At 37.3% G+C, this 17998-nt stretch carries 17 protein-coding genes, 2 tRNA genes and 1 other RNA gene; 7 read left to right on the top strand and 13 right to left on the bottom strand.

The window, feature by feature from the left end; all coding sequences use genetic code 11:
• Window positions 1-37: 37 nt before the first annotated feature.
• Window positions 38-394 carry a DUF1516 family protein gene (locus tag AC6UDA_RS05560; RefSeq protein ID WP_500694343.1) on the bottom strand — a complete coding sequence of 119 codons (357 nt, stop codon included), beginning with the start codon at window positions 392-394 and terminating at the stop codon, window positions 38-40.
• 123 nt (window positions 395-517) lie between these two features.
• Between AC6UDA_RS05560 and AC6UDA_RS05555 the strand changes: the two genes are divergently transcribed.
• On the top strand, window positions 518-2908 hold the full coding sequence (locus tag AC6UDA_RS05555) for a Xaa-Pro dipeptidyl-peptidase (RefSeq protein WP_500711247.1): 2391 nt from the start codon (window positions 518-520) through the stop codon (window positions 2906-2908).
• Window positions 2909-2951: 43 nt separating this feature from the next.
• Here AC6UDA_RS05555 and AC6UDA_RS05550 read toward each other — a convergent pair whose 3' ends face one another.
• The 3 genes from AC6UDA_RS05550 to AC6UDA_RS05540 all read right to left on the bottom strand — a co-directional run bounded on the left by AC6UDA_RS05550 (window position 2952) and on the right by AC6UDA_RS05540 (window position 5195).
• On the bottom strand, window positions 2952-3956 hold the full coding sequence (locus tag AC6UDA_RS05550) for a serine hydrolase domain-containing protein (RefSeq protein WP_500711245.1): 1005 nt from the start codon (window positions 3954-3956) through the stop codon (window positions 2952-2954).
• Between the two features lie 74 nt (window positions 3957-4030).
• Window positions 4031-4999, bottom strand: a complete 969-nt coding sequence (locus tag AC6UDA_RS05545) for a linear amide C-N hydrolase (protein WP_500711243.1) — start codon at window positions 4997-4999, stop codon at window positions 4031-4033.
• A 122-nt stretch (window positions 5000-5121) separates the two neighbouring features.
• Window positions 5122-5195 (bottom strand) — tRNA-Glu (locus AC6UDA_RS05540).
• Between the two features lie 117 nt (window positions 5196-5312).
• Here AC6UDA_RS05540 and AC6UDA_RS05535 point away from each other — a divergent pair.
• A tRNA-Gln gene (locus AC6UDA_RS05535) sits at window positions 5313-5385 on the top strand.
• A 63-nt stretch (window positions 5386-5448) separates the two neighbouring features.
• On the opposite strand, the gene AC6UDA_RS05530 is transcribed toward AC6UDA_RS05535, so the two are convergent.
• The 3 genes from AC6UDA_RS05530 to AC6UDA_RS05520 all read right to left on the bottom strand — a co-directional run bounded on the left by AC6UDA_RS05530 (window position 5449) and on the right by AC6UDA_RS05520 (window position 7024).
• Window positions 5449-5916, bottom strand: coding sequence for a DUF2798 domain-containing protein (locus AC6UDA_RS05530; RefSeq protein ID WP_500711241.1), 468 nt, complete (start codon window positions 5914-5916; stop codon window positions 5449-5451).
• A 132-nt stretch (window positions 5917-6048) separates the two neighbouring features.
• Window positions 6049-6543 carry a DnaJ domain-containing protein gene (locus AC6UDA_RS05525; protein WP_500711239.1) on the bottom strand — a complete coding sequence of 165 codons (495 nt, stop codon included), beginning with the start codon at window positions 6541-6543 and terminating at the stop codon, window positions 6049-6051.
• 283 nt (window positions 6544-6826) lie between these two features.
• Complete coding sequence (locus AC6UDA_RS05520) at window positions 6827-7024, bottom strand: MerR family transcriptional regulator (protein WP_500711237.1); 198 nt, start codon at window positions 7022-7024, stop codon at window positions 6827-6829.
• 318 nt (window positions 7025-7342) lie between these two features.
• Between AC6UDA_RS05520 and AC6UDA_RS05515 the strand changes: the two genes are divergently transcribed.
• Entirely contained in the window at window positions 7343-9397 is a 2055-nt protein-coding gene (locus AC6UDA_RS05515) for an NlpC/P60 family protein (RefSeq protein ID WP_500711235.1), read from the top strand.
• A gap of 115 nt (window positions 9398-9512) precedes the next feature.
• On the top strand, window positions 9513-9827 hold the full coding sequence (locus tag AC6UDA_RS05510; RefSeq protein ID WP_500694336.1) for a hypothetical protein: 315 nt from the start codon (window positions 9513-9515) through the stop codon (window positions 9825-9827).
• A 72-nt stretch (window positions 9828-9899) separates the two neighbouring features.
• Here AC6UDA_RS05510 and AC6UDA_RS05505 read toward each other — a convergent pair whose 3' ends face one another.
• Both AC6UDA_RS05505 and AC6UDA_RS05500 read right to left on the bottom strand, forming a co-directional pair.
• Window positions 9900-11264: a glucose-6-phosphate isomerase gene (locus AC6UDA_RS05505; protein ID WP_500694335.1), complete on the bottom strand. Its 1365-nt coding sequence runs from the start codon at window positions 11262-11264 to the stop codon at window positions 9900-9902.
• A 97-nt stretch (window positions 11265-11361) separates the two neighbouring features.
• Window positions 11362-12531, bottom strand: a complete 1170-nt coding sequence (locus tag AC6UDA_RS05500; protein ID WP_500711233.1) for a class I SAM-dependent methyltransferase — start codon at window positions 12529-12531, stop codon at window positions 11362-11364.
• 117 nt (window positions 12532-12648) lie between these two features.
• Here AC6UDA_RS05500 and AC6UDA_RS05495 point away from each other — a divergent pair, with 117 nt between their 5' ends.
• Complete coding sequence (locus AC6UDA_RS05495; RefSeq protein ID WP_500711231.1) at window positions 12649-13422, top strand: Cof-type HAD-IIB family hydrolase; 774 nt, start codon at window positions 12649-12651, stop codon at window positions 13420-13422.
• A 49-nt stretch (window positions 13423-13471) separates the two neighbouring features.
• Window positions 13472-13838: a transfer-messenger RNA gene (gene ssrA / locus AC6UDA_RS05490) on the top strand.
• Between the two features lie 55 nt (window positions 13839-13893).
• On the opposite strand, the gene AC6UDA_RS05485 is transcribed toward ssrA, so the two are convergent.
• Entirely contained in the window at window positions 13894-14553 is a 660-nt protein-coding gene (locus AC6UDA_RS05485; RefSeq protein ID WP_500694332.1) for a hypothetical protein, read from the bottom strand.
• 136 nt (window positions 14554-14689) lie between these two features.
• On the opposite strand from AC6UDA_RS05485, the gene AC6UDA_RS05480 reads away from it, so the two are divergent.
• Window positions 14690-15166: an isochorismatase family protein gene (locus AC6UDA_RS05480; RefSeq protein ID WP_500711229.1), complete on the top strand. Its 477-nt coding sequence runs from the start codon at window positions 14690-14692 to the stop codon at window positions 15164-15166.
• Between the two features lie 4 nt (window positions 15167-15170).
• Here the strand turns inward: AC6UDA_RS05480 and AC6UDA_RS05475 are convergent, their stop codons facing one another.
• From AC6UDA_RS05475 to AC6UDA_RS05465, 3 genes are all read right to left on the bottom strand, one after another.
• Window positions 15171-15755 (bottom strand): YdeI/OmpD-associated family protein, encoded by a 585-nt coding sequence (locus AC6UDA_RS05475; RefSeq protein WP_500711227.1) that lies wholly within the window; start codon window positions 15753-15755, stop codon window positions 15171-15173.
• A 77-nt stretch (window positions 15756-15832) separates the two neighbouring features.
• Entirely contained in the window at window positions 15833-16336 is a 504-nt protein-coding gene (locus AC6UDA_RS05470; protein WP_500711225.1) for a C40 family peptidase, read from the bottom strand.
• Between the two features lie 204 nt (window positions 16337-16540).
• Entirely contained in the window at window positions 16541-17941 is a 1401-nt protein-coding gene (locus AC6UDA_RS05465) for a DHA2 family efflux MFS transporter permease subunit (RefSeq protein WP_500701357.1), read from the bottom strand.
• Between the last annotated feature and the right edge of the window lie 57 nt (window positions 17942-17998).

Below are 17998 nucleotides of genomic sequence, written 5' to 3'. Positions count from 1 at the left end.
TAAAGCACTACCGATTAAATTGGTAGTGCTTCTTTTTTTACATAAAATGAATAAACGGTCGACCACCTGCTAGAAGCAATCCAAGAATTGCCACCACTATAATTGCAATCACGGTCATCCACAAAAACCATCCTGAAAGTTTCTGTTGTGATTTAAAGGCAAACGCCATCTCAATCAGACCAATCAATAGTAACGCGCAAACAACCTTGATAATCGTCAAGACTGGATCACGTCCCCATGCAAATGGGATCAGAAAAATTCCCGAAATAATTAAAATCACATAACAGAGTCTGGCAATCATCGTCATAACTTTAAAATGCCAGTTCGAAAAAAGAGCGATACAGACCACAATAAAAAGAACCAACCACGTTAATAAATGAATCCAAATTAGCATAATAACACTTCCCCATTTAGATTAACTCCATTATACACAATCCATAAGGACTTTTAGTCATAATTCGTTAACACCCTTCTCTGGTTATGGCATAATTACTGAAAAGAAGGAGTGGTGGATGACATGAAAAATAATCAGTTCGCACAAGTACTAGTTGACCTTAACACCGCTAAACGGGAGTTAGCCCAAGTTGGCTTTGATCCAACCGAAATCGAAAATTCTAAAACCGTTTCAGAAGCATTTTTGAAATTACTTAGTAAAACGCTTATTAACGTAAACAATAAAAGTGGTCAAATGGAGCAATTGAATAACCGACTAGCGGCTCCAGATAAACGACTTGGCGATTATTTGCAAAATAATGGTGAAGTCAACCAACGGGTTTTTTATCTAGTGGCCCTCCAATTGCTTGAATTTCAAGCAAACGTCGACTTTCAGGTTGATGAACAACTAAAAGCGATGAAAGAAATTCATTTGAAGTACTTTAATAAACCTGGTCAGTGGGACATAGACGACTTACTTCAAGCTTGGTACCTTCTGCTAACCACCCATAACAAGACTGGTCAAACCTACCTTGATCACTTAGCAAACCAGGGATTCTTTAAGGGATTTCCAAAAGATAAGCCCCTCTTCTTTAATGGCAAAGCGCAGGCTATTTTTGAACCAGAAGACCTCATTTATGAAACAGTCTACGTTGAAACCGACACTGATTCTGATAAAGACGGGAGGGCTGATCTAGTTAAAGCTGAGATCACCCGTCCCCAAACTAGCTTTAAGCTAGGAACCCTTTACACGGCTAGTCCATACGATCAAGGGACAAACGATGCGCTTGGAGACCAAATCACTCATGATGTAAACAAACCAATTATTCGAAAGGAACCAGATGATACCATTTATTCTGACATTATGTATGAAGAACAACCCCAAAAATTTAGTACTAGAACACCAAAGGGTTTTTCCGATGAAGCCATTGAGGGACACGTTGCAAAGCCGGGTTATACCTTAAATGACTACTTCTTAATGCGGGGATATGCAGTGGTTTATTCAGCTGGTATTGGAACCAAAGATTCTGACGGAATTCAGACGTGTGGTTCCCCCGAACAAACAGATTCAACAGTTGCAGTAATTGAATGGCTTAATCATAAACGGCGAGCATTCACCAACCGAACGGACAATATCGAGATCAAAGCTGACTGGTCCAATGGTAACGTAGCAATGACCGGACGTTCCTACCTAGGAACCCTTGCCAATGCTGCAGCAACCACTGGAGTGAACGGCCTTAAAACCATTATTTCAGAAGCCGCCATCTCTTCTTGGTACGATTATTATCGTGAAAATGGCCTTGTAATGGCTCCCGGCGGATTTCAGGGAGAAGACGCTGACGTTTTAGCGGCTGAGACATTCAGTAGAAGTCTCAATCCTGGTGATAATTTACAGATCCGGCCCTTCTTTGATCGCTACTTATCAATTATGCAAAAACAGATGGACCGTACTACCGGAAATTACAACGAATTTTGGGACGAAAGAAACTATCGAAACAATGTTAAAAACATTAAAGCCGATGTCTTGCTTGTGCAGGGCTTAAACGACTGGAATGTTAAACCAGTCAATGCAGCTAAACTATGGCAAGGAATCAAGTCTCTTCCAATCAATCAAAAGACTATCCTTCACCAGGGTCAACATATCTATATCAACGCCTTTCGTTCGTTTGATTTCAACGATATCGTCAACATGTGGATTTCACATGAGTTATATGGGATTGAAAACGATGTAATGAATAAAATTCCAAATATGATTGTACAAGACAACGTCAAGCCGGAAAAGTGGAACAAAAAGAATAACTGGCTTGATAATCATAGTAAAAAATACTATTTAAATGATGAAAAACTAAGCAAAACCCCAAACAAAGGCCAACTTAAATACCAAGACCAGTTGGATTCGTCGCGATTTAAGGCATACTGTTCTCATCCAACACGGTGGGAAAAAGATTTACTTGATCCAAACAGTCCGTTAAAGGGACACCGTTTGATCTTTAAGACTTTACCTCTTAGTGAAGAGCAAATCATTTCGGGATTTAGTACCCTTCATCTACGCATCGCCACGTCTAAGAACGTCGGACTCTTGTCAGCCCAATTGGTCGATTACGGGGACGCTAAAAGATTGAATGTTACCCCTACTATTCTTGAGCCCAAGGGAATTCTACTAGGACACAGATGGTACACGGATGATCTACGGGAATTCACCTTAAATAAGCATTCAACACCAAATAAAATGATCTCGTTTGGACATATGAACCTTCAGAATCGCCATTCCGCTTATCAAAACGATCAATTGGTCCCAAACCAATTTTATGATGTTGACTTAACTTTACAACCAACCTTCTATCACCTTCCAGCTGGCAGAAAGCTTGGACTAGTACTATACGGAACTGATTTTCAGATGACTCAGCGTGGAAACCAAGATATTGAGTACACGATTGATCTAGAAAACAGTTATCTTAAAGTTCCTTATAAATAAGAAAAACACGTTTGTCTTAAATTAAAGCAAACGTGTTTTTAATCTAATTAAATAATTCATCAAGATAGGTGTTAATTAAGTCATTTCGATCTTCCATGAAATGATCACTTAAGTGAGGGTGAACCCGATTAGACAAAAAGACAAAGCCACTCTTTTGGTCCCGATTGAGTACGATTACCACCCCTGTGTAACCGGACTGCCAAATGTACGGATGACCTTCGTAATCAGCTAAAGCCCATCCAAATGACCGGGTGCCATCTTCCATCGGCGTCTGATCGGTATACAATTCATCAAACGTCTCATTATTAAAGATGCTACTACGACTATTAACCTGAAGCATCCACTGGGCAAAACGAGACAAGTCATTTAAAGTACTAAACATCCCAGCTGAACCACAATCATCGCCCAAGATTTGCGCCTTCGGGTCATGAACTTCACCCTGCAAATTAGTACGGGTTTCTTCATTGTATGTAGTAGGAACAGAACGTTGCACTTCTGGGTGAAAAGTCGTGTCATTTAAACCAAGTGGTTTTAGGACCATTTGCGTAATCAGTGGTTGAATAGGAATTCCCATTACCAACCCAGCAATCCATCCTAAGAAAATATAGTTCACGTCTTCGTATTTCATTTGCTTGTTAAAATTATCGCCCACATGAAGACCTAAAAGAGCCTCACGAAGCTGATTGATGTTCATCAGATTTCGATTGGGAATGTACCCTTCAATCCCAGAAGTATGAGTCAACAAGTGACGAATTGTAACCTCTGGATACTTCCATTCTGGTAAATAGTCAGAAACAGAATCATCTAAGTGAATTCGCCCATCTTGAAGTAATCGCATGATAACCGGTAGGGTACCAACCACTTTAGTCAAAGAAGCAATGTCGTAAACGTCGTTTGGTCCAACGGCTTCTTTCGTTGGCTCCACTTGCTTTAATCCCATCTCATCACTTTCAACGTTCATCCCAGTGATAAACGAAAATGCCGCGCCCGGGATACTCTGCTTTTCAATCATTTTTTTTATTTTAGCTTTTGTCTTTGAAAAATTCATTTTTATTCTCCTAATAACTTCAATTATACCAATTTCTCTAAAAATTAAGAGAGCAAATTGCCTCCAGATTGAATTTACTGAGGATCATTAACTTTCCAAGTTTGATCAACGTCAAATTTCTCAATTTCAGTGCGGTTGGGATCAAGAGTAGCACGGGTCATCGTCGGACAGCTTGGTGTTTGTAAATACAAGGTCCTGTTTTTAACATCATAACCAACCCAATACTGAGTAGAATCACATTGTTGCGGCAAATCAAGATTTCGACTGATACCCTTTGGAACAGTGAATGGCTTAAAACAATTGTATAAAGTGCTTATTCCTTCAGCATCGGAAAATTCATCAATGTTTTTCGAGATAAAAGTTGCCCGAATAAACCGCGATGGTGAAGAATAATCTCCTGGAAGCCCAAACATTCCATATCCAGTACCACCTTCGATTGGATTAACCGGTAATTTTCCACCAATCTTAGTCGGCTTCTGATTATAAGCATTTAACGAAACGTAATTTCTGAGGTTATTAGTAGTATGAAATGAATATTGTGGACTATTGGTCATCACTCCAATACTATCGTATATTTTAAATCCACCATTATCCGTCGCTTCAAGCACAATGGAATTACCGTTTTCATCAGAAAAGGTGTAATGAAGATGAAGCTTACCAGCTTTTCCATGAAAAACATAAGCTTTATCAATTAATCCAGTGGTCTTAGCGAGTCTTCTGATGTCATCAAGCGTCGCACATTGAGTTAAAACATATGTCCCAAATTCCTCACCAAAAACTGGTGTTAGATTACGAGCTTTTAAATCTGCTTCACTTCCATGAGTGGTTTCCAGAAGAACCTGAAGATCTCCGGTGATTCCTTTTTCATTGATACCATCAAACAGAAGACTTCCTTCGTCAGGGCCAATCCCCATAACTGCATACTTGCTACGCCAGTTTTTTAATTCTGACTGAATTGTCTGATTTGCGGGAATATTTACGATTTTAGTTGAGACAGCTGCTTTTTCGTTAGGTGAACCAAAAAATCCATCGTACGGCCCCAAAACGGATGACCATCCGTAGATTTAATAATAATTGAAGTACACATATCCAAATCCTCCTCAGATTTATTTATAAAAAAATGCCCTCAAACATAACTATGTTTGAAGGCACCATCATCTTTGAATTACCCGTATGAGACTTGAACTCATAGCTCCGCCTTGAGAGGGCGACGTCTTAAACCAGTTTGACCAACGGGCAATAAACTGAACAATTACATAGTTTACCCAATTTAAACCGGTCTGTCAACAAAGTAATGCAAAATTTTCTGTTGACAACTGTCCATAAAGAATTGTAGTATATTAGGTGTTCAATTATTGAGTATTCGCCAAATTGGTAAGGCAGCGGACTCTGAATCCGCAATTTACTGGTTCGAGCCCAGTATACTCAACTATAAATATCAAAAACACCATTTCAATAATTATTGAAATGGTGTTTTTTAATGAATTAAATTTTAGCTTCTTATTTCTTGCACTTTACCCAAAACCATTCTAGCAATTGGTCCAACGATCAGAAGTTGTAATGGCAGAGCCAAAATCAAGTTTCTAATCCATGTCATCCCAAACGTTGCTAGATTAAGACTTAAAAATCCGCCTTCAACTACAATTCCGAAAATTGACATGCAAGTTACCATCCCTAAAACCATCAAAATTGAAATTCCTAAAGAAATCAAAAGTGGCTTCTCTTCCATTTTTTCAGTAAAAATAAATTTGAAAAAGATTCCTTTTGCAAGTGGTCCCACAAAAAGTAAATCACAAACAGCCGCAATAACTAACGCAAATGGATAACCCACTAACACACTTTTAACAAAAGTGGAATCAACCCCACTCCCGAGTGCAATGTTATAGGCTTCCATCACGATCACCATCATACCTGCCATTAATCCAGTAAACAATAATTCTTCCTTAAAATCCTTTGGCATACTTAACCTCCTAATTTTTCAGCAATGATTAATCTACCATAAAGAATTTTTTCATGTAAGTTTTTATTACAATAAAAACTTAATTAATAAAAATAAGGACCAAGCATTTTAATGCTCGATCTTTATAATTAATCACTTTTTCTGATAGAAGTAATACAAAATTCCACACACAATCAAAACCGCATAAGTAATACTAAGAGGTAAGACCTTAATGACAATCACTACCGTCGCAATTGAAATTGCGATTGCAATCCAGAAAATTACCTTACCAATGTCGGCTTCAGTGAAATGATGAGGTCCATGACTTTGATTTTGTCGCTGGTAATTAGAATAATTATAATTAGTGTTTTGCTGATAAGAATCATTGTTAGCGTTAGACTCATTAGAATGTGATTCATAACTAGACTGACTTGATCCTGCATATGATCCAGAACTATAATTATTTTCTTTAATAATTTCATACGCACTGGTAATTTCTTTGAACTTGAAGGCAGCATCAGGGGAATGGTTAACATCGGGATGATACTTCTTAGCTAATTTGCGATAAGCTCGATCAACTTCTTGTTTGTCTGCTGTTGTGGGTAATCCTAATATTGCATAATAATAGTCTAAGTTTCCATATGCCATCATAATCCCCCCTTAAATGTATTTACACTAATTCTACCAAACATTGAACAATTCGGTTAATCAGTGTTTAATAAAACGTCTTTAGGGTTAGGATCATTACTTTGCATATTTTTGAATTGATTGAACCAAAATTTCTGTGGCACCAGTTCCAATCCTACCATCATAATATTTTTAAAACTGATTTTTGTGTAATTTGTAAATTTTTCTTCCATTATAATAAGTATTTTTATTCCTTAATGATTATTTTAATAAATTAACAGCAAATAATTTTAAATACTTTTCATTAATTGGATCTTTTCAGACAAAACATCTCTTGAATCAGTACTTTATTGTGAAAACTAAAATCTGGATTGTTCATAATTTTTTTAATTTCTTTTAAGTCAAAACCAAAACTTTTGTAAAATAAAATCACCTGTAATTTCAAAACATCGTTAGAATTATAATTTCGATAACCAGAATCAATATCTCTTCTGAGAACCAATAAATATATTCAATCATAGTATTGAAGGGAACGAGCTATAACGCCCGCCATGTCGGCTAATTCTTTTATTTTAAGCATGAATGATGCATCTTTATAAATCATTGTTAACCGTTACGTAACGTCGTGGTCAAGCCGTTTAGTCACATTTTATAAGTAGCACAGTTATATTACACCAATGTTACTGAAACATTACTAGTTTAACAAACCATTTCCTGAATGTTTCGCACTATATCATTATAGTTACGCTTGAGTTTAACTCTTTTTTTCACATAGTTTTGATGTTATTGTTTATATATTCCAAAGGAGGAAATTAAATATATGAATAATGATAAATTACACTATAAAATGTACAAAGCTGGTAAGAGATGGATGTTTGCTGCCCTTGCAACTACGATGGTTGCCGGTGGCCTTCTAACTACCAGTAGCGTTGTTAACGCTGACGCCTTAGGAAATAACGCACAAGCTACTCAAAGTGCCAAGAAAGATAACGGCACTATTAAAAATGACTCATCTAAGAGCGCAGCCAAAGTTAACACTAACGTTGATAATCAAACAAACGATGCTAATGCTACTAAAGATGCCACTACTCAAACTAATGTTGCTTCAAACAATGATGTAAACAACACTACTAATGATGCAACAAAAGCTACAACTACTAACGATCAATCAGCAACTACTGATAATAATCAAGTAGCTGAAAACAACCAAAACAATCAAAATGATGCTAACAATGATGCCGTTAAAAACGATAACCAAACATCAACTGTTACACCAAACAAGATTGAAAACAAGGTTGCAGAAGCTGTTACTCCTGCACAATCAGCTAAAACTGATGTTAACGTTAATAATTTAGACAACGCTGTTTCTGCTAAAGCAGATAACAAGCAAAACAACAACGCTGACCAAAAGACTACTAACAACGATTCAGTTAAAGCCGAAGCTACTACACAAGCACAATCAGTAAATACTGAAAAAGCTGAAAATAATGTAACCCCAGCTACTAAAACTACTCAACAAACACCTGCTAAGCAAGCACCAGTTTCAAACGATGATGCAAAACAAGCTGATGCTAAAACTACTACTCCCGCACAATCAGCTAAGACTGAAACTGTTAAGACTAACACTCAAACCAACAATGTTACCCCAGCCGCTCATTCTTACTCAAACGTTCAATTGAGTGCCGCTCGTGCAGCCGCAACTAACTTTAGAGTTCAAAATGTCAGCTTTAGAGCTCAAAACACTAATGCCGATCAAGTAGTTAACATTGGTAGACAATATGTTGGAACTCCGTACGTTTGGGGTGGCAGTACACCAGCTGGATTTGATTGCTCTGGATTCGTTCAATACGTATTTGGCAAGGCTGGATACAGTCTTCCAAGAACTACTTACAGTCAATACCCTGCTACACAACACATTTCACGTAGTCAAGCTCAAAAGGGTGACTTAGTATTCTTCTCTCAAGGTGGCGATCTTTACCACGTTGGAATCTACTTAGGTAACGGTTTAATGCTTGATGCTCAAAACCGTGGTGTTATTTACAACGATTCACTTAGTTATTTCCCTGGTGCCGTATTATTCGGACGTGTTAACGGATTTAACGGTGGAAGCGCAAGTACTTACGCACCAAGTCAAAACACTAACAACAATTCATATACTCCAAGAGTTAACTACGTTCAACAAAACGTAAGTACTCCAGCTGCAAGACCTGCTAATAACAGAGCATACACTTACAACTTAAGAGCTAATGTCCCTACTACTCAATTGAACACTGTTAATAGATCAGCTAGTGTTACACCAACTTCAACTGCTTCAAATGGCAAACAACAAACTACTAGTGTTGTATCACAAAATAACACTAAGACTGTTAACTTGAATGTTCAACCAACAAAGGCATCATCAAATACTAGTGCCAACACTAACGAGACTGTTCAAACTTCAAAGACGACTCCTAACGTTCAACAAAATGTTCAACAAACTCCAGCAGCACCTAAAGAACAAGTAAGTAACTTGTCAAATGACACTACTGCTAAGAAGAACACGATTGATTTGAACGCTTCAAAGAAGTCAACTGACCAAAAGGCAGCTCTTAACAAGAAGACTTCTGCTAAGGTTGTTTCAAACAAAGAAGTTTCTGACAAGAATGCTTCAAACAAAGAAACTGCCGCTAAGGTAAACAATGATGATAAGACAACTTCACACATTGCTACTAAGGATAACGGTCAAGCTTCTGCAGTTAAAAACAATGACCAAAAGAATGGTCACATCTTGCCACAAACTGGTCAAGCAAGTACACTACTTATGAGTGCCATTGGTTCTATCATGGTTGCTCTTGCCGCAGTACTTGGTTTCAGACGTAAAGATACTGACAAATAATATCTAAACTAATAAATGGTCTTCCGATTAATCGGAAGACCATTTTTATTTATAAAATTAGATTGCTATTGAAACAGCATTAGTGCTATTCTTTTTATATTGGAGGTATGACAATATGGACGCACACTCAAAAGAAAAAGAACTTAAAAAATTAATCAAGGATCAAGAAAAGTTCCAAAAAGAAAACTCAGATAAATTCAACGCTGATTTATTATCTAATTACAACGAACGAATGGACGTTGTGAAAGAGTTGATTGAAAACGAAAATCAGACCAATAACTTACGTGATACTAAGGTTGCTAAGCCGACTCGAGATGATAAACGTGGAATGGACAAAAACCGTCACGTTGATGATCAAATGAATGATCTTGAAAGAGCACAACAACGCTTAATTAAGAAGCTACGTACTCTTGAAGGAAAATGGGAATAACCCTCTTATTACAATCAAATCATTGACCATACAAAAAGAACGGATTCAACTGAATCCGTTCTTTTTGTCTATTTAGTTATTGTTTTCCTTTTTTAATTCTGCATCCAGTTTCTTGGTTAATTCTTCGTAACCAGGTTTACCTAATAGTGCGTACATATTATTCTTGTATGCTTCAACGCCTGGTTGATTGAATGGATTAATGCCATTTAGGTAACCAGAAATAGCAACCGCAACTTCAAAGAAGTAAATCAAGTAACCTAGTGAATATTCTGATTGATCAGGAATATGAACGGTCATAACTGGAACCCCACCATCGGTATGAGCTAAAACAACCCCTTCATAGGCTTTGGTATTAACTTCGTTAACCGTGTCATCTTGAAGGTATTTAAGACCATCAAGGTTTGACTCTTCCTTTGGAATCGCAATATCGTCATCAGGCTTATCTAATTTAACAACCGTTTCAATCAGATCACGTAACCCCTCTTGAATGTATTGACCTAATGAATGAAGATCAGTTGTAAAGTTAGCTGATGATGGATAAATTCCCTTTTGGTCTTTTCCTTCTGACTCACCCATTAACTGCTTCCACCATTCTGAGAACATTCTCATGTTTGGTTCGTAGTTTTCGAGTAATTCAGTGGTATAACCCTTTCTGTAAAGGATATTTCTCAACGCAGCGTAACGATAGGCATCGTTTTTATTAACATCTGGATTGGTGTATTCTTTGGAAGAATCAAGTGCACCCTTCATTAATTGACTAATGTCAGCACCGGTAGCAGCAATTGGTAATAAACCAACTGGGGTAAGAACTGAGTAACGTCCACCAACACCATCTGGAATTACGAAGGTTTCGTAGCCGTTAGCGTCGGCTTCTTGTTTCAAAGCACCTCGATGAGCATCAGTAGTAGCATAAATTCGTTTGTTAGCTTCATCTTCACCATACTTTTTAACTAACTTTTCCTTGAAAATTCGGAAAGCAATTGCTGGCTCAGTGGTTGTCCCAGATTTAGAAATGATGTTAATTGAAAAGTCATCGTCACCAATGTAGTTCAACAAATCATGAATGTATGGAGCACTAAGTGAATTACCCGCAAAGACAACTTTGACACCACGACGCTTGTCGTCAGGTTCAGAGTTATAAAAGGTTCCATTTAGAAAATCAACGGCCATCTTGGCACCTAAATATGAACCACCAATTCCAATTACAACTAAAACCTTTGAATCAGACTTGATTTTGTCAGCCGCTTTTTGAATTCTTGCGAACTCATCTTTGTCATAATTTTCTGGAAGATCTAACCAATCCCGGAAATCATTTCCAGCACCAGTGCCATCCCTTAACTCTTTATCCGCTGCAGTCACCATCGCTTGAATCTCAGGCAACTCATCCGGATGTACAAACTTGCTTAACTTAGAATCATCAAATTTCAAATAAGCCATTACACTATCCCCACTTTCTATAATATCGCTTACATTATACAACAAAAATTAATTACATAATGATGTTTTTGCTCTGTTAATTTTATTATATTAGTTCTTATTTAATCCGCACATTGATCCCTTTAAACGATCCCTCACGTTCATAATCATGGTCAATCGGAAAATCATTTGGGTTAGAGTAAGTTTTTCCAAAATTAACGTTAACACCGTTTGCGGCAAATGCATCCGAGATTTCAGACCGAAACCTTTTCGAATTCATTTTATTGGTATCTGTGGTAAAGAAGACGGACGCATCCTTACTAGCAACTTGACTTACCGCACTAACGAGAGCTTGTAAGTCACGCTTAATCTCAAACCGATTCTTTTTATCTCTAACAAAGACAGGCACGTTAACGGTGATTAAGTCAAACTTCAAATCATGTTTTTGCGCATAATCTAAGTACCCAAAGACACTCATTTTTCTGACCTCTTGGGCACCGATCATGTATCCATTAGCATCAATTTCATTAATCAATTGAGATTTAGCACGATTACTATCGTCAACATTAACGGTCTTAACGCTACCACCACCAATCATGGCACTAGCAACTCCGGTTCCCTCATAAAATAAATTTAGACCAACTTTATCTTGTGATTGATCAAAAACGTCCTGTCTTACATCGCGATAAATAATGTCTAATCCTGTCGTTTTGGCGTTCTGTAAACTAATTGGATACGTTACTTCACCCTCCAAGACATTAGCCGAGCCTACAGGATCGGGACTAGCGTTTTCAACTGACTTGATTTCAGAACCATGTTCAAACTGCTGATACTCGTATAAATTCTGGTAACTCCCCAATTGATTAACAATGATTGGAATCAACTGATTTCGCAATTGGTAAATTCCAGCATTTTCCCAAGTAATCACGTCTTGACCATCGTAGCTGTCAATCGTAATTCCGGCCAAACCGTCTCCCTGTCCGTTAAACAGGCGATGAATATCAATGCCTTCATCTTGAAGTAAAATGCGTTTACTGAAAGCCTGACTAAATAAATGACCAAAGAAACGATCGTCAATAGATTGATTTTTCCTGCGATCCAAAATCCAACCGATTCCCCCAGCTTGTTTGCCAAAGTAAGCACTGGCAACGAAATGATCTCCCTTAATTAAAGCCACGACCTCGCCGTTGCTAAAATCCGCTTCGCTAACTAAATCTTTTTCACTAATTTGTGGATAACCGCCCTCAAATTTTTTGACGGCTTTACCGGTTATTTCAACTTTTTTCATATTATTTTATTCTCCTCTAAAAATCGCTTCCTATCTCATTGTACATGTAATCACGATTAATTAGTAGGATTGCAAAGTAGGTCATATGTTAAAATAATAAGCAAAGGAGATTCGATTATGTATAAATATTTAGTATTTTTTGACTTAGATAGAACCTTGTTTGATGAAAATTCAAAGGTGAACGATGAAGTTGCAAACGCAATGGATGAAATCAGAAAACACGGTGGCCTTCCGGTAATCTCAACCGGAAGGAATCTTTTTGAAATCAGAGATACGTTAGAGAAAACCAAGATTGATTCCGTGGTAGCCGCAAACGGTGATTTTGGAATGTTAAGAAACCAAGAAGTCTTTTCTAATACAATCAACCCCAAAATCATTGATCGTTTGTATAGCTTTGTTAAAAAACACGATAATACATTAGTTTTACTGAACCAAAAACGTGGTGCCATTACCAATCACGATGAATTGGCAGTTAAAGCCTTTGAACACGTCCATGCTCCACTTCCAACCATTGTCACAAAAAAGTATTGGCACGAAAATCCTATTAACATGATGGTGGTTACCAACACTGATCTGGATACTGACTACGTAGAAAACTTTGGAGATGTCCTAACCTTTTACCGTAACTCGCCCTATTCAATTGATGTGGTCGTTCATGACGTTTCTAAGGCTACTGGAATCAAGCAATTAATAAACACTGCTGGACTAACTGGAATCCCAACATACGCGTTTGGAGACGGTAATAACGACATCCCAATGTTAGACTACGTTGATCATCCGGTCGTAATGGGTAATGGACTTCCAAACGTCAAACCACATGGTGAATTCATTACCACCAAAAATACCGACCACGGAATTGTCAACGGACTGAAGCATTTTAACCTGATCTAAATTACTGTAAATTAGGCAGATATCATGGTATAGTAATAATGTGTCTGTCGGGGGCGTTATGGATTCGACGGGTATAGTTTGAGCCTGAATTGCATTCCGTACGACGATGCGTCAAATCGCTCAGTTTAATTATAACTGCAAAAAATAATAACAATTCTTACGCCGTAGCTGCCTAATAAGCGCTTGACGTAGATCTAGCTGATTTTTCCTATGGATCAGTCCTAGGTCCTACCTTTAATAGGATACGCTTACTGCTCCCATCTGAAGTAGTATGAAGAGATTAATCAGATTAGCTGTGCATGCTAGCATTGACTAATTGCGGATTGTACAGTGAACTTCAAATGATTAGCCTACGAATGTAGACGTTCAGGAGGCAATATGCTCGGACGCGGGTTCAAATCCCGCCGCCTCCATAATTAAAAGCGAACCAGTCATTAAATTGATTGGTTCGCTTTTTTGTGTTTTATAAGCTTAACGTGGAATTGTCACATCTTTTTCTAAATTTGAAGAATGTGGACCGGTTGCTTTTGAAACAACGTTTTCTGATATGTGAGCAGTTCCGTCCCCATTATCTTTAACGGTCCCCTCTAATCCAATATCACTAGTAGCGTTTTGAGTTATAAACCAATATCCCGTCTGATCTCCAGATAGTTTACCACCATAATTCCAATAACTAATTTTATTAGTAGTCGTATTTTGGAAATAAGGTGTTTCTTTCTCTAATATTTGTTTAGCAATTGGTTCTGTCAAAGTGCTTGTTTGCTTAACATCATTTTCAGCCTGATTATTGTTACTATTTGCTGGAGTTGCTCCTGTTTCTGCTTGAGAAGAATTAGGAGTTATTTGTGCTGAATTATGTTGATTGGAAGTTCGATTTGAAATTATTGATGAAGGATTCCGTCTAAACTCATTTTGTATTCTACTTATTAAAGCACCAGCATAATGGTTAAACAGAAAGAACCCAATCAATACAATCACAACCCCTGAAACTAATTTCATCAGAAAATTACGTCTTCGTTTTGATTTAACCTCTAAGTAATCTTCCCGCCAACTTGGATCATTTCTGCGTTCCTTATAAAACTGATACGTATGACTGGTACGTGTCCCACTGGTTAAATATTTTTTAGGCATTTGAATTCCTTTATCATCTTGTTTAAATATCTACTTACATATTTATATATTACACAAACAAAAAGAATTCTACAATATACCTATTTCAAATAATCGTTGTACAATGATGTAAATTATTTGTTTGAGAGATGAAATTATGAAAGCACTATTAATAATTGATATGCAAGAAGGTCTAAAAAAAATATATAAGATGGACTCAATTATAAACAATATAAACAAAAGAATAAACTACTACCGAAAACATAATTCACCAATCATTTTTATGCAACATATCAGTGAATCAATGCACATTAACAGTGAAGAATGGCAGCTTAATCACAATATTAATAACCTACCTCAGGACAGATACTTTAATAAGTATGTTCCTGATTCATTTTATGAAACTGGTTTAGAATCATTTTTAAACAGTCAATCAGTGGATACCATTGAAACATGTGGTGCACAAACTGAGTATTGTGTTGATACTACCATCAAAGTAGGATTTCATTTGGGATTTAAGATAACTGTTCCGGATAATTCATTTTCTACCTTTGATAACAATATTCTTACAGCAAAACAAATTAATCAGCAATATTCAAAAGTATGGAAAGATTCATTTATTATTAATAATTAAGAAATTAATAATGCAACAACCTTCCATCATCACACCAACCACCATACATCTCATTGGCTCTCGTCTTCTTTACCAATTTATGCAACCGATGTTTATATGATTGAGGTTTACTAAATTTCAAGCGTGATTGAACGCCATCAACACGAACTCGTTGGTACAAATCAGGAAACTGGTTAAAATTATTCCATACATTCGGGTCACGTTTTAAAGCCCGTTTAACTGGCTGGATAATCTTAAACGATTTAGGCGACAAATCTGGTAACACTTTTTGACCTTCATCAGTCATTAAACCTAATTTAATTAGTCTTCGAGCCCGCTCCTTGTTGAGCTCGGTCCAATTACTGTTTTCCTTTCGAGGAGTAAGACGTTGAGCTAGTCCAGTCTCATCTGAACTTTTGTGCAGACCATCGACCCAGCCAAAGCACAGTGCTTCTTCGACGATATCCAAATAAAACATCTTTTCTTCAGTCGTTTTACTCATACTGACCGGGATCCACAGACAATCTTCTCTCTTGCAGTTTTCGGTAAACCAGTCCCGAAGTTCCTTTCTTGATGTAATCGGTAAAAATGGCTCGTCTTTTCTTAGCACTTGAAATGCACTCCCTTCAACATTTGCCTACATAGTAATCAGCAAAGTTGGAGAAGTCAAAAAAGCCGTCAGGCTAATTAAAACCGGACGGAATTTTGAACTGTTTTCTTAGTAAATGAAACTGGACGCGAAACACCCACTAAATGCCACCACGGGGCGTGAATTGGCTCAACCACCACTCCGCGATTTTGTGCATCAATCATTTGATGTTTGTTTAAAGCAATCCCAACGTGGTAAATGTCACTTTTACTTGAACCAAAGAAGACTAAGTCACCTTTTTTGATTTTACTCTTTCTAACATGCTTATAAGCATCGTATTGAGCCTGTGCTGTTCTTACAATATTACGATTAGCACCATTTTTCATGACATATTGAGTAAAGCCAGAGCAATCAAAACTGTTGGGTCCGACTGCACCGTACGAATATGATTTACCAAGCTCACTAGTCGCAACCCGCTTAACGTTTGAAAAATGGGCTCTACTTGCGGATACTTGATTTTGGTTAGTGGCGATGTTTACGACATCAAATAAACCTAACGCCGCAATCGCTACTGTTACACCTCTGATTAATCCTTTGAACATCTTACCAGCTCCTTTATTAATTTATTGTGCATTATTTTACAATCATCCTACACTTTCTATGATAGGTTAGGATTAATACCAAATGATTACATCACGATTGCAAATCCATTAATTTAAGTAATTAAAGCAATACTTTGTGAAATAAGCTTATTTCAGCAAAAAAAGATGGAAATCATTTGATTTCCACCTAAAATACGTTTTTAATTATTTTTGATCTTTTTTTGGCGTTCTAATCATAACCGCAAACAGTAGCCCGATAACCGCAATTACCAAGAAGACCCAGTAAACCATGTGGAATCCATTAACCTGAGCTGGCATCGCCGGCATGCTGAGTTTGAAGAATCCAGTTGCTCTCACTAATACAATCGTAGCAACCGCAACTCCGGTTGACCCAAGTACCTGTCTGACCGTCGTAATTAAAGCCGTTCCATAAGAAATCAAATCTTCCGGCAGTGAATCGGCCCCAAGCGTAACCGCAGGCATCATGACAAAAGCGTTTCCACCTTCAATGAGCATTGCCAGAACCATCATGCCCCAAATATTGTAAATTGGGAAAAATGCTAAAATGGCCCATCCCAGCACAATCATCAACATTCCTGTTAACATAACTGGCTTAAATCCAATTTTATCAACAATCGTACCCGTGATTGGGTTCAAGATACTTAAGAAAACAGCTCCAGGAACTAGTGCCATCCCGGAAATGAATGGTGATACTCCCAATACCTGTTGATAATACAACGGGAAGATAATGGTAACCACAATCAATGAAATGTATGAGAATCCGGTTAAGAGTACCGCCAAATCATAGTTAAACGTCTTTAAAACGTTTAAGTTCAATAGTGGATTGCTGATTCTAAACTGACGGAAAACAAACAACGCAATCAAAACGATACTAATAATCAGGATGAGTAAAAGCATTCCATAGTTATTGTTTGGTTTAGCAATTTCACTAATTACATACAAAATCCCAATCAAACCAAATGAATAGATGATTGAAAGCCAATCTAACTTTGATTTAATTCGTGGCATAACGTCTTTCATCACAAAGAATGAAATCAGGAATACAGCAGTGATAATCACAATGAAGACATCAAACAAACCACGCCAAGTGGTAAACTTCAAAACGATTCCCGAAATGATTGGTCCACACGCCAGAGCTGAACCCATAACCAGTCCGGCAACTCCCATGATTGTTCCTCGATCATCTTCCGGTGTGATATTTAGTAAAACCGTTTGATACGATGGAAACAAAATTCCAACGGCAATTGCCTCTAAGGCTCTCCCAATCAGCACCCACGTAAAACTATTGCTGATTAAAATGATTAACGTCCCGAGATCAAACATCAGTAAAACTCCCATAAAGAGTTTCTTAAAACTCATGTTGTTCAACAACCAAGGACTGATCGGCATCATGATACACATGATGATCATAAAACCAGTCGTTAACCATTGAACGGTTGATGCTGAGATATCAAAGTACTTCATCAACGTGGGATAAGCCGTCGATAGTGATGACTGACTAATCGACATGGTGAAAGTACCGATTAACATGATGGTAATAAACCAAAATCTTTCTAATCTACTAAGTCCATTACTTTTTGCCATATAAAGCGCTCCTTTTCGATTTGTACTAATTTAATAGCTATTTATAGACTATCATTT

This window comes from Fructilactobacillus sp. X8R4C1, assembly GCF_059900905.1.
Note: the sequence above shows the minus strand (reverse complement) of the source record. Positions and strands in the feature narration are given on the sequence as shown.

Bases quoted from the DNA above. Each gene is read 5' to 3' on its own strand.
- AC6UDA_RS05495 (WP_500711231.1), top strand. From the start codon at position 12,649: ATGTATAAATATTTAGTATTTTTTGACTTAGATAGAACCTTGTTTGAT.
- AC6UDA_RS05480 (WP_500711229.1), top strand. From the start codon at position 14,690: ATGAAAGCACTATTAATAATTGATATGCAAGAAGGTCTAAAAAAAATA.
- AC6UDA_RS05470 (WP_500711225.1), bottom strand. From the start codon at position 16,336: ATGTTCAAAGGATTAATCAGAGGTGTAACAGTAGCGATTGCGGCGTTA.
- AC6UDA_RS05510 (WP_500694336.1), top strand. From the start codon at position 9,513: ATGGACGCACACTCAAAAGAAAAAGAACTTAAAAAATTAATCAAGGAT.
- AC6UDA_RS05560 (WP_500694343.1), bottom strand. From the start codon at position 394: ATGCTAATTTGGATTCATTTATTAACGTGGTTGGTTCTTTTTATTGTG.
- AC6UDA_RS05550 (WP_500711245.1), bottom strand. From the start codon at position 3,956: ATGAATTTTTCAAAGACAAAAGCTAAAATAAAAAAAATGATTGAAAAG.
- AC6UDA_RS05515 (WP_500711235.1), top strand. From the start codon at position 7,343: ATGAATAATGATAAATTACACTATAAAATGTACAAAGCTGGTAAGAGA.
- AC6UDA_RS05500 (WP_500711233.1), bottom strand. From the start codon at position 12,531: ATGAAAAAAGTTGAAATAACCGGTAAAGCCGTCAAAAAATTTGAGGGC.
- AC6UDA_RS05485 (WP_500694332.1), bottom strand. From the start codon at position 14,553: ATGCCTAAAAAATATTTAACCAGTGGGACACGTACCAGTCATACGTAT.
- AC6UDA_RS05525 (WP_500711239.1), bottom strand. From the start codon at position 6,543: ATGGCATATGGAAACTTAGACTATTATTATGCAATATTAGGATTACCC.
- AC6UDA_RS05505 (WP_500694335.1), bottom strand. From the start codon at position 11,264: ATGGCTTATTTGAAATTTGATGATTCTAAGTTAAGCAAGTTTGTACAT.
- AC6UDA_RS05555 (WP_500711247.1), top strand. From the start codon at position 518: ATGAAAAATAATCAGTTCGCACAAGTACTAGTTGACCTTAACACCGCT.
- AC6UDA_RS05530 (WP_500711241.1), bottom strand. From the start codon at position 5,916: ATGCCAAAGGATTTTAAGGAAGAATTATTGTTTACTGGATTAATGGCA.
- AC6UDA_RS05465 (WP_500701357.1), bottom strand. From the start codon at position 17,941: ATGGCAAAAAGTAATGGACTTAGTAGATTAGAAAGATTTTGGTTTATT.